Below are 15,003 nucleotides of genomic sequence, written 5' to 3'. Positions count from 1 at the left end.
AGGCAGTCGGCCCACGCTGTCGCTCGGTTCACCTCCGCTCGCGCGGAGAGCACCGTGAACCAGTGGGCACCGCGGCGCCGGGTCTCGGTTCACCTCCGCTCGCGCGGAGAGCACCCGTCGCGCTCCGACCAACGGCCGCTCCACCACGGTTCACCTCCGCTCGCGCGGAGAGCACGTGACCTCCAACCCTTCAAGGGTCTCGGTCGCCGGTTCACCTCCGCTCGCGCGGAGAGCACGCGAGCATCAGAAGCCCAGCCTTGTCCTCCACCGGTTCACCTCCGCTCGCGCGGAGAGCACCTTCGCGACCTGGCCTTATTGGAACGCTTTGCCGTCTCTTTGCTGAGCTTCGTCGCGCAGACATCTCGATTCGTTGTGGTCGCGCAGCGAGTGTAAGGCGCACCTCGCTCCTTAGTGGTTCGGTCCGTAACTCCTTCGGGGGTTGATCATGCCGGTGCCACGGAGGATTTGTCGTGGAGATCGGCGGTGCGCCGGTCAAGCCGGGTCAGCAGATCGTCCAGGTCGGAGGTGGTGAACGTCCACTGGAACGGCTGTGCCGAGGCGTTGTAGCGGCCTTCGAACCTTCTGAGCCGGTCCCTGACCTCCGCGAGGTCGGTGAAGTCGTTGGGCTGGACGACCTTGCGTTGCACGATGGAGAAGAAGATCTCTATCTGGTTCAACCAGGAGGCGTGGACCGGGGTGTGCACCAGCACGGCGTTCGGGAACCTGGCGGCAAGGCGGTCGATGGATCTCTGACCGCGGTGCGAGGAGCCGTTGTCAACGACCCAGAAGACGCGTTTCGCGCTGGCGTAGGGCTCGCAGGTCATGACCTGCTCGACGAGGTTCATGAACGGCATGATGCCGGTGGTCGTTTCGCAGCGCCCGACGACCTCGGCTTGGTGGATGTCGTAGGCGGCAAGGTAGGCCAACGCACCGCCGCGGCCGTACTCGTGGTTGACGCGCATCGCTCGGGCCTGGCCGGGGGCCAGGGTCGGGTGGCAGCGGCAGCGGGCCTGCACGGAGGTCTTCTCGTCACTGGAGATGACGTACTCGTCTGCGCTCAGCGGTACGCCCTGCCAGGTCCGGGCGTACAGGTCAAGGACCCGCTGGGCTTTGGCGCGGAAGGCGGGGTCGCGGATGAAGATCCAGGAACGGTACTGCCAGGGCTTGAGCGCGTCCTGACGCAGCCAACGGCGCACGGTGGAAGCTGAGATGCTGTCGGTGATCCCGCGCGCTGTCAGCTCGGCTGCCAGTTCTGGACACGACCAGCGTGACAGCGGCAGCCCGCTCTCGGCCGGGAGTTGGCAGGCCAGTGCTTTGGCTTCGGCGACCTGTACGGGCGTGAATCGGGCCGGGCGCCCGGAGCGTCTGCGGTCGGTCAGAGCCGGTATGCCGCCGTGTGCGAAGCGTCCACGCCAGGTGCGCACCGTGTCCACGTGCAGACGGGTGTCGGCGGCGATCTTGGCGTTTGCCCGGCCGCGTGCTGCGAGGAGGACGATGGTGGCACGCTGCCTGGTCTGGTGAGGGGTCTTATGGCCGTAGGCCATCTTCTTGAGCCGGTGGCGTTCGGCGGCGGTCAGCACCACCGTCACGGCGGCGCGTATGGGCATGGTGAACTGACGGCCTGTCGTCAAAAGGTGTCGTGCAAGGTTCTGGCGGCTGTCCACCGGAGCTGCTGCCGGCGCGGTCTTCTGGCCTGGAGCAGCATTCGGTGACCCCGGCCCCCGTGCGAAGGCTGCGGGGCACGGACGAAAGGTGTTTTTTAGCGCCGACGGACCGGGGTCGGCATCGTGATCACCATGCCGACCGTTTGCTGTCTGTGGCGTGAGAACGACATTTGGCTGTTCAGCTCGTGGGGCCTGCGAGGTCATTGGCACCGGGTGTATTGGGAGTTCGGTGCGATCCTTGCCCAGTACGCGTCCCGTGTGGCCGTGGGGCCGCTGTCAGGCGGAGACATTGCCGAGGAAGTCGAGGAGAAGCGCGGACCATTCCTCGGGGCTCTCGACGAATGGCAGGTGCCCCGTGGAGAGCTCGGCGTACTCGGCACCCGGGATCGTGTCGGCGAGTTGCCGGTGGTGATAGGGCGTGACCAGCTGGTCGAGCGTGGTGGAGATGATCAGGGTCGGCACCGTGATGGCAGCCAGGTCTTCGCGGACGTCAACCTGATCGATAAGCAGGTCCAGCTGCCCGAGTGTGCCGTGCGGGATCGTGGTCGCGGTGGCTTTCAGGGCGGTGTCGAGGTCGTCCTGACCGATGGCCTCCAAGGCGGGGGCGCTCAGCCCGATCAGGGACACGAACGCGGCCAGACGCTCGAGATCGCCTGAGAGGAGCAGATCGCGCCAGAGCCGGGCGGCAAGCAAGAAGCGCGGATTGGGGTGGGCGAAGCCAGATGTCAGGACGAGGCCGGTGACGCGGTCGGGGTGGCGGGTGGCGGCGCGGATGGCGACCGGGCTGCCGAGCGAGTATCCGGCGATGGCGAAGGTGTCCACGTTCTCCTCGACGGCGGCGGCGACCAGGGCGTCGGCCAGGGCGTCCAGGGCGAGGGGGGCTTCGGCGCGGGGGGTGCGGCCGGTGCCGGGATAGTCGGGTCCGACGACGGTGTGGTGGGCGGCGAGACTCGCCAGGATGGGGCCGAAGTTGGCGTCGATGCCGCCGCCGGCGCCGTGGGCGAGCAGCAGGCCCGGGCCGGTGCCGCGCACGATGCGGCCAAGGGAGGAAGGGGGCAGAGTAGTTGAGGACATGGGGATGTCTTCCTTTGGGTTCTCAGGCGGTTACGGGATGGAGCAGGTAATCGGGGTGCGTGGCTGAGCACGGCGCCGCCGGGCAGCAGTGGTGGCGAGACCGACGGCGGCGAGCGTCACCAGCGCGCTGATCCACGGCAGGTCGTCGAGCGAGGAGCCGGCGGTGATTGCTTGGCCGCCGAGGGTGGAGCCGGCTGCGACCCCGAGGTTGAACGCGGAGGCGCTGACCGCCGTGACCAGGGTGGGTGCTTTGGGGGCGGACGCCAGTGCGCGGTCTTGCAGCAACGGGATCAAGGCGGCGGCGATGACACCGAGGATGAGTACGGTAGCGGCGGCCCCCCAGCGGCTCTGGCTGGTGAGCGTGAAGGCGGCCAGCACAGTGGCGAGGGCGGCAAGCAGCACGCACAACGCTGCCCACGGGGCGCGGTCGGCCAGGCGGCCGCCGAGGATGTTGCCGGCTACGGAGCCCAGGCCGAATAGCGCGAGCAGCGTCGTGACCCCGGAGGCGGTGAATCCGCTGACCTGGCGCAGCAGCGGGGCGATGTAGGTGTAGGTGGTGAACAGGCCGGCCTGCGCGACCACGGTGATCGCCAGCACTGCGGCCACTTTGGGCTTAAGCATCTCCCGGACCTCGCTGCCAGGGCGGCCAGCTGTCTCCGGTGCCGCCGGACGGACCAGCACACTGGTGGCAGTAAGGATGGCGGCGCCCAGGATGGCGATGCCGGCAAAGGTGGTCCGCCATCCGTAGTGGTCGCCGATCCAGGTACCCAACGGAGCGCCAAGGACCGTGGCGAGATTCCAGCCCGCAGTGATCACGGCGATGGCACGCCCGCGGTGTCCTGCCGGACTCGTGGTTACCGCGATCACCAATGCCGTTGCGAAGACCGTGCTGTGCGTCAGAGCGGTCAGCATCCTCGCCGCCGCCAAGACGCCGACCCCGGTGGCCAGCGCTGCGGCGGCGTTGCCCGCGACGAACACGCCCAGCAAGATCAGCAGCGTGCGGTGGCGGGCGATACCCAGCATCCCCAGGGTGACCAGCGGTCCGGCGACGGTGACCACCAGCGCGTACACCGTCACCAGCACCCCGACGGTCGGCAGCGGATGGTGCAGATCCGTTGACAGCTCCGGCAGCAGGCCGACCATCACCCACTCCGCGGTGCCCACCACGAACACACAGGCGGTCAGCAGAGCCAGTAACGCGCGCCGCCGCACCGGCGCGGGAGGGATGGCGGTCATCGAGACCGCGCTGTTCGTCGTCATGCGACCGACGCTAAAGTCTCACACCAATGTGAGAGTCAACGCGGTGAGGTGCAGGTCACATGCGCATGGGAGAGATGGTCCGGCGAACCGGCGTCAGCGAACGCCTGCTGCGCTACTACGAGGAACAGGGCCTGCTCCACCCGGACCGGCTCCCCAGCGGCTACCGCGTCTACAACGAGGTCGACATCGACACGGTGCGGCGCATCCGCAGCCTGCTGACCGCTGGCCTGTCCACGACGATCATCGCCAGAATCCTGCCTTGCGTCCGCATCGACGGCCCGACCCTCATCCCCGTGTGCTCTGACACCATCACCGAGCTTCGGCGAGAGCGCGAACGCATCACTCACGCCATCAACGAGCTGCACGCTTCGCGAACCATGCTCGACACCGTCATCGCCGCAGCCCCGGCCACCTGAACCGCGCCCTGAGAAACGATCCACATGGGCGCGGTAAGCAATCACCGCAGCCCTTCATGCAGGTCCTGAATCCACACGCGCTCCTTCAGCGTCAACCCCCGAAGGACTTCCGGAGCCGACCACTAAGACCCGCCTGACCGACGGTTCACCTCCGCTCGCGCGGAGAGCACTCCTCACGCTGACGGAGGACGAGGCGGACGAACGGTTCACCTCCGCTCGCGCGGAGGGCACTGCTCCTCGGTCCCGGTGGCCTGCGCCACCGGCGGTTCACCTCCGCTCGCGCGGAGAGCACACCGCCGCGAGCAGCTGCGCGCGGCTGAACGTCGGTTCACCTCCGCTCGCGCGGAGAGCACTCGGCGTACAGGCTCGTGACGAGCCGGCGCACCGGTTCACCTCCGCTCGCGCGGAGAGCACGCGACCTCGGCGAGGATCGGGCGCTCCCGGATCGGTTCACCTCCGCTCGCGCGGAGAGCACGCCCACAGCCGGGCGCCGTGGGTGGTGAGGGTCGGTTCACCTCCGCTCGCGCGGAGAGCACTCCATTGCCTCCATCAGCTGCTCCTCGACGGACGGCTCACCTCCGCTCGCGCGGAGAGCACGACCGGGGTGACGCCTGGCTGGACGCCCACCGCGGTTCACCTCCGCTCGCGCGGAGAGCACATGGCCCGGTGCCAGCGCGGGGACCTGGTGTACGGTTCGCCTCCGCTCGCGCGGAGAGCACGGCATCGTCGCCTTCGTCGCGTCCCTGGTGGCCGGTTCACCTCCGCTCGCGCGGAGAGCACCGTGGTGCGGCCCGGGTCGGCCGACGCCGCGGCGGTTCACCTCCGCTCGCGCGGAGAGCACTCCGCTTCCCCGAGCTGACCGAGTTCGTTGCGCGGTTCACCTCCGCTCGCGCGGAGAGCACTTCCACAGCTGGTACGTGACGCGGAGCAGGGACGGTTCACCTCCGCTCGCGCGGAGAGCACGAGCCCGATTCGCCGCGCGCCGGTGAGGTCGACGGTTCACCTCCGCTCGCGCGGAGAGCACGCCAGGAGCCGGGCTTGTGCCGCGATGCGGGGCGGTTCACCTCCGCTCGCGCGGAGAGCACCTGCTCGGCGGCCCGGCGAACCCAGGAGCAGGCGGTTCACCTCCGCTCGCGCGGAGAGCACACATACCGGTCGTACTCAGGCAGCCTCGCGTCCGGTTCACCTCCGCTCGCGCGGAGAGCACCCCGCTTCGCGGGACCGCCCTTTTGCCTGCGCCGGTTCACCTCCGCTCGCGCGGAGAGCACACGTCCTCGGCCTTGCTCGCCGCCACCTCCAGCGGTTCACCTCCGCTCGCGCGGAGAGCACTGCGCCGCGATCTCGTCGGCGAGCTGTCGCCACGGTTCACCTCCGCTCGCGCGGAGAGCACCCTTCGCGACCTGGCCTTATCCGCACGCTTTGCCGTCTCTTTGCTGAGCTTCGTCGCGCATACATCTCGATTCGTTGTGGTCGCGCAGCGAGTGTAAGGCGCACCTCGCTCCTCAGCTCCGAGTTGGGCCTTTTGGGCCGGATGTCAGCGGGGGGTGCTATCTCTGTGCTCATGATGAAGTGCGACGAGGCGGAGGCTCCGCGGGGCTGTGCTCTGGATGTTCGGCTGTGGGGGAAGGAGAGCGGGCTCTCCCGGCCGTATCCGGTCATGTGCCATCTCCTTGATACCGGTGCGGTGTTCGCGGAGTTGTGGGATGTCGTTCTCGGCGACGAAGTCAAGCAGGCGATTGCAGCGGCGCTCGGCTTACGGGTGGCGGAAGCACGCACGGTGGTGGCTTTCTGGGCCGGGCTGCATGACCTCGGCAAGATCACTCCTCCGTTCCAGGCGCAGGTTCCCGCCCGCTATCAGCCGGTCAGCGACGACCCGGCCTACGTCAGCGCGCAGGGTGCCGAGGACGAGAGAGGTTTCCGCCACGAGATCGCCTCCCATTGGGCCCTCTACCCACTTCTCTTGGAGGCCGGGTATCCCGGCGGTGGGCGCCTGCTGCACAGGGCGGTGAGCCATCAGGTCGCACAACTCCTGGGCGGTCACCACGGTCTCTTCGGTGAGGTCCTGAACCCCAAGAGGGCGGCTCGGGCAGGGGACTACAACCCCGGTTTGGGGAAGCAGGGTTGGACTGATCAACGGCGGGTGCACTTTCTCGAGCTGCGGCGGGTCATGGGTGCGTTCGCGGTTCCTTGTGCTGGGTTACCGGTGGGCCTTGCCGTGGTGGTGTCCGGGCTGATTGTGGTGGCTGACTGGCTGGCCAGTCAGACGTCGATCATCGAAGCGCGGATCCCTGATCCGGGATGGTCGGGGACGTCGGAGGAGATCGATTCCCACTGGCACGCCGCGGTGAAGGCGGCTCCGGAACTCGTGCGAGCGGCGCGGCTGGGCAGAGCCGAGTTTTCCACCTCGGAGTTCAGTGTGATGTTCCCGTTCGCTCCCAACAGCTTGCAGCGGGATCTTGTGGAGCATCTTCCCGCGATGGTCGGGGAGCGAGGTCATGGGCTGGTGCTGGTGACAGCTCCGACCGGGGATGGCAAGACGGAGGCGGCGTTGTTTGCGGCCTCGTTGCTGGGTCGGGCTTCGGGGGCGCGAGGGTTGTATTTCGCGCTGCCGACAATGGGCACGGCGGATGCGATGCTGCCGCGTGTGGCGAGGTTCGCGGAAGGGGCGCTTTCCGGGGAGCGGGCGCTGATGCTGCTGCACTCGATGGCGTGGCTGAGCTCTGCAGGCAGCGGGGAGAATGCTTCCAAGTCCGGCGTACCGGCCGGTGAGGGGCCCGTGAGTGCGGCGAGGGAGACCGCGGTCGAGGCGGACGGGTGGTTGAGGGGACCGAAGCGTGGGCTGCTCGCTCCGCTGGGTGTGGGGACGATCGACCAGGTTTTGGCCGCGGTGTTGCCGTTGCGGTACAACGTGCTGCGGCTGTTCGGGTTGTCGGACAAGGTGTTCGTGGTCGACGAGGCGCACGCGTACGGGCCGTGGATGCATCAGCTTGGTGCCACGTTCCCTGCCTGGATCGACGCGGTCGACGCCAGCCGGCTGCCCGGACTCACCGGCTTCGCACTCCACCTGCTCCGGGACCTCGACGCCGTGACCGCCGGCCTCACTCTGGACTGGAGCTCGGGCAGCATCGAGGGCGCCGTGAACCGCATCAAGAAGATCAAGCGGCAGCTCTACGGCCGAGCCGGATTCGAACTACTCCGCAAGATAATCCTCCTCCAGTGACGCTCAGGGACGGCTCCCCAAGATCTGTGGCAGACCGACATTTTGAAGGCACCCGCTCATTCAAGCGAGTCGGGTCGGCGGCTTGCGACAGGGCTGTCACAGCTTCGAAGATCGCTTGACCTTGCCCCAGGGGGAGAGTCGACAGTGTCTGAGGCGATCACATGAGCGGGCGGTCTGCGCCTGCTGGTCAGACCAGGACGAAGAGGGGGAGTTCGCGTGACCGCGACCTGCGTCATTCTCGACATCGGCGGCGTGCTGGAGATCACGCCGGAAACGGGATGGGTGCAACGGTGGGAAGCGCAGCTGGAACTGCCGCTGGGCACTGTCCGCGAACGGATGCACGACGTGTGGCGGGCTGGGAGCGTCGGGAGCATCAGCGAGCGCGAGGTGCACGAACAGGTGGCGGCCCGATTGGGACTCGACGCCCCCCAGGTTGAAGACTTCATGGCTGATCTCTGGGCGGAGTATCTGGGGACGCCGAACGAGGAGTTGATCGACTATGTGCGAGGGCTGCGCGGAAGCTGCAGGCTGGGCATCCTGAGCAACAGCTTCGTCGGCGCCCGGGAGCGGGAGACGAAGCTGTATCGCTTCGACGAACTGGTGGAGCAGATCGTCTACTCGCACGAGATCGGCATCGAGAAACCCCACCTGCGTGCCTTCGAGGCCGCATGCGCCAGCTTGGACGTGCGGCCGGAGAGCTGCCTGTTCATCGACGATGTCGCAGTCAACGTTGAGGCCGCCCAGGCGGCGGGTATGCAGGCGCATCTGTTTGAGGACAACGCCCGGACCGTCACGCGCATCGCAGCTCATCTGAAGGGCGGGTCCTTGGCCCCAGAGAGAGTCCCGCTCGGATGACGTCGGCCTGGCCGGTCTTCAGCGGTTGCCGGCCAGGCGTTGAAGCGTCGACGATGTTCACGCAGAGACGGGGACCTGTGAAGATCTTCGTCGAATCAAACCGGGCTGGCGGGTTCGCGATCACCCACGCAAATCGAACGACACCGTCACCCTTCGTGACGGCTCCCCAAGGTCTGTGCTAGAACCCGTAACTCGTGAACAAAGCCACACACCTCTTCGACAACCTGAACCCGCAGCCACTCCGGTTCACCTCCGCTCGCGCGGAGAGCACGTCTGCAGGAACCACGGCTCGGCCGCCTTCCGCAGTTCACCTCCGCTCGCGCGGAGAGCACTCCGGCCTTGAACGCGTCGGGGAAGTCCGGACCGGTTCACCGCCGCTCGCGCGGAGAGCACCAGCACTGACCGAGGATGCTTTCGCTCTCGCGCGGTTCACCTCCGCTCGCGCGGAGAGCACGACAATGAGGCCACCGTTGACGGCAACTGCCACGGTTCACCTCCGCTCGCGCGAAGAGCACGCCAGCGGGCGTTGGACGAGTTGTGCCAGCGCCGGTTCACCTCCGCTCGCGCGGAGAGCACACCTTGAGGTCCTCGTTGTGCAAGGCGTACGACGGTTCACCTCCGCTCGCGCGGAGAGCACTGGATCTGGTGGACGTAGGAGACGACCTTGTCCGGTTCACCTCCGCTCGCGGAGAGCACGTGGGCCGGGCTCGTGCGGTGATCCAACTGGACGGTTCACCTCTGCTCGCGCGGAGAGCACTTCGTCGTCGCCGACCGGAGGCCGGACAGCCGCGGTTCACCTCCGCTCGCGCGGAGAGCACGTCGCGCTTGTGCTCGTCCCGCTTACGGGTCTCGGTTCACCTCCGCTCGCGCGGAGAGCACCCACAGCGTGAGCAGATCGGGCATGACGTCGGCGGTTCACCTCCGCTCGCGCGGAGAGCACCGCTTCCGTGCTGTCGCGTCCCCGCCCGCAGCCGGTTCACCTCCGCTCGCGCGGAGAGCACGCGGCCTGCGTCGTCCACTGCCGGTAGGAGTGCGGTTCACCCCCGCTCGCGCGGAGAGCACCGTGATCGGCGCTCTCCGGGCTGTACGGGGCCCGGTTCACCTCCGCTCGCGCGGAGAGCACTGGGCACGCCGGGCAGTCCTGCCTGGGCGGTTCACCTCCGCTCGCGCGGAGAGCACGTCTGATCATAAGGGGGAGACGTTGGAAGCGACGGTTCACCTCCGCTCGCGCAGAGAGCCCTGCTGATCCACCCGTTCAATCCGGGCTCCCCTCGGTTCACCTCCGCTCACGCAGAAAGCACGGGCCGAAGAGGACCGCGAAGTCGTTGAGGTACGGTTCACCTCCGCTCTCGCAGAGAGCACCTCGTGGGTGAGGGGCGGGACGTTGTACTCCTCGGTTCACCTCCGCTCGCGCGGAGAGCACGCCCCGGTGACGGCGCGGACGTTGCTCAAGGCCGGTTCACCTCCGCTCGCGCGGAGAGCACTACTCCATCGCCCACAGGACGGAGGCGGGCTGCGGTTCACCTCCGCTCGCGCGGACAGCACATGCATTCTGGATCTAGAGGCGGAGAGGAAGGCGGTTCACCTCCGCTCGCGCGGAGAGCACAGGGCCAGGGCGATGTTCCGGATGAAGAAGGTCGGTTCACCTCCGCTCCGCGCGGAGAGCACAAGTATGGCCGGGCCGCCCGGTAGTCGACCGCCGGTTCACCTCCGCTCGCGCGGAGAGCACGAGGCGGGCGTCGGCGTGTTTGACGTGGTCAACGGTTCACCTCCGCTCGCGCGGAGAGCACTCCGGCGTCGTCGGTGGCACGATCCGCGCGTTCGGTTCACCTCCGCTCGCGCGGAGAGCACGGCCCGTTGTAGTTCGCGGTGTCGATCGACTTCGGCTCACCTCCGCTCGCGCGTAGAGCACACGCTGCACGTCGTCCACCCGATCCCTGATTCCGGCTCACCTCCGCTCGCGCGGAGAGCACCGCACGCGGCCGTCCTGCTGTTCCCCGGATGTCGGCTCACCTCCGCCCACGCGGAGAGCACCCATGCGCAGTCCGCGCGGCCCGTTCTCCTGCGGCTCACCTCCGCTCGCGCGGAGAGCACGGTCTGGTCGGCTCCGTGGGTGTGGAGCGGAACGGCTCACCTCCGCTCGCGCGGAGAACCCTACGCCGGCCGCGCCGACGCAACCGGCTTCCACGGCTCACCTCCGCTCGCGCGGAGAGCACACGGCCGCAGCGTTCGCCGCGCCCTTATAGAACGGCTCACCTCCGCTCGCGCGGAAAGCACAGGCCCAGGCTCTCCATGTACTGCCGAGCCAGCGGCTCACCTCCGCTCGCGCGGAGAGCACAGCGTCACCGTGATCGGGGCGCCTGCCCCGTTCGGCTCACCTCCGCTCGCGTGGAGAGCCCGGCTGCTCGTGGTAGACGGCCGTGTCGGGCTTCGGCTCACCTCCGCTCGCGCGGAGAGCACTCACGTGACCGTGGAACGGCATCGCCACGTGACGGCTCACCTCCGCTCGCGCGGAGAGCACGCCCCGCACAAGGTCGCCAACTACGACTTCTACGGTTCACCTCCGCTCGCGCGGAGAACATGGCGCCGGGGCTGCCCAGATCCTGTTCCGGCCCTCCCCAGCCGACATCCGGAGCGAGACAGCCGGCCGGTCCGCCTCCGCTCGCGCGGAGAGCACGCCCCGGACCGGGCCTGGTCCGTGAGTAGCCCCGGTTCACCTCCGCTTGCGCGGACAGCACAACCAGCCGTACGGGATGAGCAGGTCGTAGGCCGGTTCACCTCCGCTCGCGCGGAGAGCACTACGCCATCACGGCCGGCCAGACCTACCAGGTCGGTTCACCTCCGCTCGCATGGAGAGCGCGGGCAGCGAACCGGCGCGCCGTCCTCGTCGGACGGTCACCTCCGCTCGCGCGGAGAGCATTACCAGTCGCCCTTCGCCCACAGGTGAAAACTCGGTTCACCCCCGCTTGCGCGGAGAGGACTGGAGCAGGACGGCGATGTCCCCGTACGCGGTCGGTTCACCTCCGCTCGCGCGGAGAGCATGTGCGCCGGACCATCTGGGAACGTCAGAATTCCGGTTAACCTCCGTTCGCGCGGAGAGGACTTTGTCACCGGCACTCTGTCGGACCTGACCGGCGGTCACCTCCGATCGCGCAGAGAGGACATACTGAGCATCGGGGCCATCGGCCTCTTCGGCCGCTCGCCTCGCTCGCGCAGAGAACACTCGTGGTTGCTGTCCTTGCCTGTATACGGGTCCGGTTCACCTCCGCTCCCGCGGAGCACGTTCGCGCAAACGACCACAGCGGCCCCGGCAACAGTTCACCTCAGCTCGCACGGAAGGGACTCCGCCCTGGCGTAGTCGCCCTTCTGCGACCGCGGATCACCTCCGCTCGCACGGAGCGCACATATGTCGGCCCCGGCCTTGGCGAGGCGGACCGGTTCACCTCCTCTCACGGAGAGGACCGTCCCGTCGATGCAGCCATCATGGTTCTTGTCCGGCTGGCCCCTGCTCGCGCAGGGACCTCGATACTTTTGCACACTAAATGACGGGATCTTGCGGTTCACCTTTGCTCGTGTGGAGAGCACCGACGTGCAGGTCCCGGAATGATGGCCCCAGGGCCAGTTCACCTCCGCTCACGCGGAGAGCACGTGGTCTCGACGACGTTCAGGCGCCAGACGCGCGGTTCACCTCCGCATGCGCGAAGAGCACGCCGGGGCCTCGGCGTCGGTGCTGGGGGCGCGCGGTTCACCTCCGCTCGCGCGGCGCCCGTCCCCGCCGCGCGGGAGCATCGCGGCTGTGAGTGCGGCAACGCAACGTTCGGCGCGCGGATGAACTCATCGAGCGGGAGCGATGCTGAGAAGCCCACATCCGTATGATTTGCCCCGCCCGATGCCCGTAGCGAGCTTCTCGCGAAGCAGCTCGGCGTCCAGTACTCGGGCTGTCCCATCGAATTGTGTGCGCGCATGCTTGATGCGCTGCTCTGCGGCGGATCCTTTAGAACCCCGAAGGCCGCCTACCGTGGCAAGGGGGTGGGCGTTGATGTTCAACGGTTCCAGCCCGCCTGCGTTGGACTGTCGTTCCCACCACTCAACAGCTGCATTGCCGCTCAAGGCCACGACCGGCGGGAGCCCGTAGGCTTCCCGAGCGGTGGCCCCCGGCTTGCGCACGGGGCTGGCCACACACCGGTAGTTTACGACCATCCCCTTGTGCAGGTTCGACAGCAAGGTGTCGAGGGATCGCGTTTCGACGCTGGCGTAGGCGCGTGGTAGGCGTGAGGAGTCGGGTTCTCTGTGGCTCTGGAGGAGGATCTGCGGTCCACGTGGGGTTTCCTCGGCACGGAACAGAACTCCGAATGCGGCCCGGGCCGGGCCTTCGACGCCGTCGGGGAACATCTGCAGCATGCGTTGGTGCAGTCGGATGCCTTGGTCGCTGCCACCGAGGTCCCTTCGGGCCTCGCGAGAACTGGGCGAGGGCACGATGCGGGTCAGCCACAAAGTCACCGGGTGCTCCTCTCCGGCTTGACGAAATGGGTATCGATATAGGTTTGGAGCTTCTCCAGGTAGCCGGTGCCGAAGCCTGCGTACGTGGCATCCGGCAGGTGCACGGCGCGCCGGTACAGCGGCCGGGGCCGATACTGGCGCTCCAGTGGTGCGAACGACACTGGCTCGTCGCTTACTTCGCCGCTGTGGTGATCACCATCGCCCCTGTCTGGGGCGTCAGAGTCCACGGGCAGCACCCCGAGCGGCCGGTCGCTGTAGAAGTCGGTCGGCTGCGGGCCGCGGCGCGGCCTCTTGGTCGCCAGCGGCAGCTGTACAAGGTGGTGCAGCGGATCTTCCACGGTTCCCACCAGGATCGGGCCCTCCGGCGGGCAGGACCGGCGGCCGAGAAAGAGAGGCCAGTGCGGGTCACGCAGTGCAGCAGCGCACACGTGGAGCAGCTCCGCGTCGTTGGAGGTGAGCGCGAGGGTGAAAGCCGCGTCGGCTAGATACTGGCGCTTGGAGACCAGTGTCCCCTTGCTCTCGGACCTGCGTTTCCCTTCGACGGTGATCACCTTTTCATCGGCGGGTAGCCCACCGCCTACCGTGTGGTAGTCGGACAGCACGCGACCAGGTCTGTCAACTCGTACCGTCATTGAGAGCGCCGTGAGGTCGTCCAAGGGCGCCTCGCGCTCCCGCCCGAGACCTGCGGCGAGCATGCCCACAACTCCGGACCGGGTGGGGAATCGGGCCGTGTCACGTCGCAAGTACTTGCTGTGAGTGCCCCAGGACTGGAGTGGTCCCGCCAAGCGCAGCAGCAGCCCGTGGGAGGGCGTTTCGGTCACTGCGGGGCCTCTGGGAGAGCCGCGTCGAGGGAGGTAGTAACGAGAGCTTCGAAGGAGGTGCGGCGCTCTCCGAGGTGTTCCAGCTTGTCGAAATGGAGGGAAGCGTGTGCAGCGTGCAGGACCCGCTGGGGGCCGAGGAGGGTGTTCGCGGCCTTGGAGTAGGCGTCGATGGCTGCCACGGAGCGCCCGACGTAGCCGCCGTGTTCGGCAGACCGTACGGGTTCTTCGAAGGCTGCGGCGAAAGACAGGGGCCGGTCGGAGCGGACCGCCACGTGGACCAAGTGCGGGAGCGAGTGCGGGGCGGTGGAGTTCTTCTTCGCCTGCGGTAGCGATTCGATGAAGGAGAGCAGGAACTGGCCAGCGAGCTCGCGGGCTGCTTCGAGGCCGATGTCGTGGTCGTCGCTCAGATTCTTGCTCAGTTCCTTGAGATCGACGGTGGCGAACCGGTAGAAGGTGCCGGTACTGAACTCGGCGGTGCCCATGTGTCCGCTGCCGGTTTCGTCGCCTTTGGTCGCGGTGACATCGTCGACGGCTGCGAAGTAGTCGAGTTCGACCTCGGTGGTGTGCGTGGTGAAGGCGTGCGCGACCTGGACGGCACCGTCGACGCCGGCCTGGTCGACCTCGGCGAGCATGCGGCCGAAGAGATTGATGACGCCGTTCCTCTTGCGAAGCACCTTGTCGATCTTCCCTTTCAGGGCGCTCTCGGGCTTGGTCCTGCCCTTGCCGGTGAAGTCCGTCGTGAGCGTGTCCTTGTGGGCTTCGGCGATGTCCGCCAGTTCCTCGACAGCGTCTTCGGGGAGGTAGACGAGCGCGTTGGTCAGGACCTTGTTCGTGATGGGCTGCTTGTCCTTCCCCTTGGCCACCTCCCACTTGATGCTGCTCCCCGCCGCAACATGCGCACCGGCACGTTCGGCAACCGCCTTATCCCACCCACGGTCGCTGAGCGCTTCGGCGACCCGCTCGCCGATGCGGCGTGTGCGCAGCGCGTTGTCGCCGAGCGTGTCCTGGAAGTGCTCGCGGATGGCCCGCTTCCAGGACTGGCTGGAGACGCGGGTGCGCAGGGCGTCGCCGTAGAGCATGGTTTTCACCGAGTTGGTGTCGTCCCGGTTCAGGTTCGCGTAGGGAACGGGTTGGACGACGTGGATGTCGATGAAGCGTGGCTTGAGGTCCATCGGGGATCTCCTGTGGATGAG

9 protein-coding genes and 4 CRISPR repeat arrays (1 of these 13 only partly in view) are annotated in these 15,003 nt (G+C 67.7%); of the genes, 3 read left to right on the top strand and 6 right to left on the bottom strand.

Annotated elements, in window-relative coordinates; all coding sequences use genetic code 11:
• Nucleotides 1-297: direct repeats of the CRISPR family, unit length 29 nt; unit sequence CGGTTCACCTCCGCTCGCGCGGAGAGCAC (it extends 522 nt beyond the left edge of the window).
• A 146-nt stretch (nt 298-443) separates the two neighbouring features.
• The 3 genes from ACWCQM_RS15760 to ACWCQM_RS15750 all read right to left on the bottom strand — a co-directional run bounded on the left by ACWCQM_RS15760 (nt 444) and on the right by ACWCQM_RS15750 (nt 3,998).
• Nucleotides 444-1,607, bottom strand: coding sequence for an IS630 family transposase (locus tag ACWCQM_RS15760; RefSeq protein ID WP_450915852.1), 1,164 nt, complete (start codon nt 1,605-1,607; stop codon nt 444-446).
• A gap of 333 nt (nt 1,608-1,940) precedes the next feature.
• Complete coding sequence (locus ACWCQM_RS15755) at nt 1,941-2,738, bottom strand: alpha/beta fold hydrolase (protein ID WP_450915851.1); 798 nt, start codon at nt 2,736-2,738, stop codon at nt 1,941-1,943.
• 30 nt (nt 2,739-2,768) lie between these two features.
• Entirely contained in the window at nt 2,769-3,998 is a 1,230-nt protein-coding gene (locus ACWCQM_RS15750) for an MFS transporter (protein ID WP_450915850.1), read from the bottom strand.
• 59 nt (nt 3,999-4,057) lie between these two features.
• On the opposite strand from ACWCQM_RS15750, the gene ACWCQM_RS15745 reads away from it, so the two are divergent.
• The 3 genes from ACWCQM_RS15745 (at nt 4,058) to ACWCQM_RS15735 (ending at nt 8,489) form a co-directional block, all read left to right on the top strand.
• Nucleotides 4,058-4,414 (top strand): MerR family transcriptional regulator, encoded by a 357-nt coding sequence (locus tag ACWCQM_RS15745; RefSeq protein ID WP_450915849.1) that lies wholly within the window; start codon nt 4,058-4,060, stop codon nt 4,412-4,414.
• 141 nt (nt 4,415-4,555) lie between these two features.
• Nucleotides 4,556-5,804: direct repeats of the CRISPR family, unit length 29 nt; unit sequence CGGTTCACCTCCGCTCGCGCGGAGAGCAC.
• 171 nt (nt 5,805-5,975) lie between these two features.
• Nucleotides 5,976-7,634 (top strand): CRISPR-associated endonuclease Cas3'', encoded by a 1,659-nt coding sequence (locus ACWCQM_RS15740; RefSeq protein ID WP_450915848.1) that lies wholly within the window; start codon nt 5,976-5,978, stop codon nt 7,632-7,634.
• 216 nt (nt 7,635-7,850) lie between these two features.
• Complete coding sequence (locus ACWCQM_RS15735; protein WP_450915847.1) at nt 7,851-8,489, top strand: HAD family hydrolase; 639 nt, start codon at nt 7,851-7,853, stop codon at nt 8,487-8,489.
• Between the two features lie 242 nt (nt 8,490-8,731).
• Nucleotides 8,732-9,126: direct repeats of the CRISPR family, unit length 29 nt; unit sequence CGGTTCACCTCCGCTCGCGCGGAGAGCAC.
• Between the two features lie 90 nt (nt 9,127-9,216).
• A CRISPR array of direct repeats spans nt 9,217-10,095; the repeat unit is 29 nt; unit sequence CGGTTCACCTCCGCTCGCGCGGAGAGCAC.
• Between the two features lie 2,228 nt (nt 10,096-12,323).
• On the opposite strand, the gene cas6e is transcribed toward ACWCQM_RS15735, so the two are convergent.
• Genes cas6e through cas7e form a run of 3 tightly spaced genes read right to left on the bottom strand, consistent with a single transcriptional unit; the run spans nt 12,324 to nt 14,982 of the window.
• On the bottom strand, nt 12,324-12,989 hold the full coding sequence (gene cas6e / locus ACWCQM_RS15730; protein WP_450915846.1) for a type I-E CRISPR-associated protein Cas6/Cse3/CasE: 666 nt from the start codon (nt 12,987-12,989) through the stop codon (nt 12,324-12,326).
• Entirely contained in the window at nt 12,986-13,810 is an 825-nt protein-coding gene (gene cas5e, locus ACWCQM_RS15725; RefSeq protein ID WP_450915845.1) for a type I-E CRISPR-associated protein Cas5/CasD, read from the bottom strand. Before cas5e ends, cas6e begins: the two co-directional genes overlap by 4 nt.
• Complete coding sequence (gene cas7e, locus ACWCQM_RS15720; RefSeq protein WP_450915844.1) at nt 13,807-14,982, bottom strand: type I-E CRISPR-associated protein Cas7/Cse4/CasC; 1,176 nt, start codon at nt 14,980-14,982, stop codon at nt 13,807-13,809. Before cas7e ends, cas5e begins: the two co-directional genes overlap by 4 nt.
• Between the last annotated feature and the right edge of the window lie 21 nt (nt 14,983-15,003).

The organism is Streptomyces sp. NPDC002125 (genome assembly GCF_053593715.1).
Note: the sequence above shows the minus strand (reverse complement) of the source record. Positions and strands in the feature narration are given on the sequence as shown.

Bases quoted from the DNA above. Each gene is read 5' to 3' on its own strand.
- ACWCQM_RS15760 (WP_450915852.1), bottom strand. From the start codon at position 1,607: ATGCCCATACGCGCCGCCGTGACGGTGGTGCTGACCGCCGCCGAACGC.
- ACWCQM_RS15755 (WP_450915851.1), bottom strand. From the start codon at position 2,738: ATGTCCTCAACTACTCTGCCCCCTTCCTCCCTTGGCCGCATCGTGCGC.
- ACWCQM_RS15750 (WP_450915850.1), bottom strand. From the start codon at position 3,998: ATGACGACGAACAGCGCGGTCTCGATGACCGCCATCCCTCCCGCGCCG.
- ACWCQM_RS15745 (WP_450915849.1), top strand. From the start codon at position 4,058: ATGCGCATGGGAGAGATGGTCCGGCGAACCGGCGTCAGCGAACGCCTG.
- ACWCQM_RS15740 (WP_450915848.1), top strand. From the start codon at position 5,976: ATGATGAAGTGCGACGAGGCGGAGGCTCCGCGGGGCTGTGCTCTGGAT.
- cas7e (WP_450915844.1), bottom strand. From the start codon at position 14,982: ATGGACCTCAAGCCACGCTTCATCGACATCCACGTCGTCCAACCCGTT.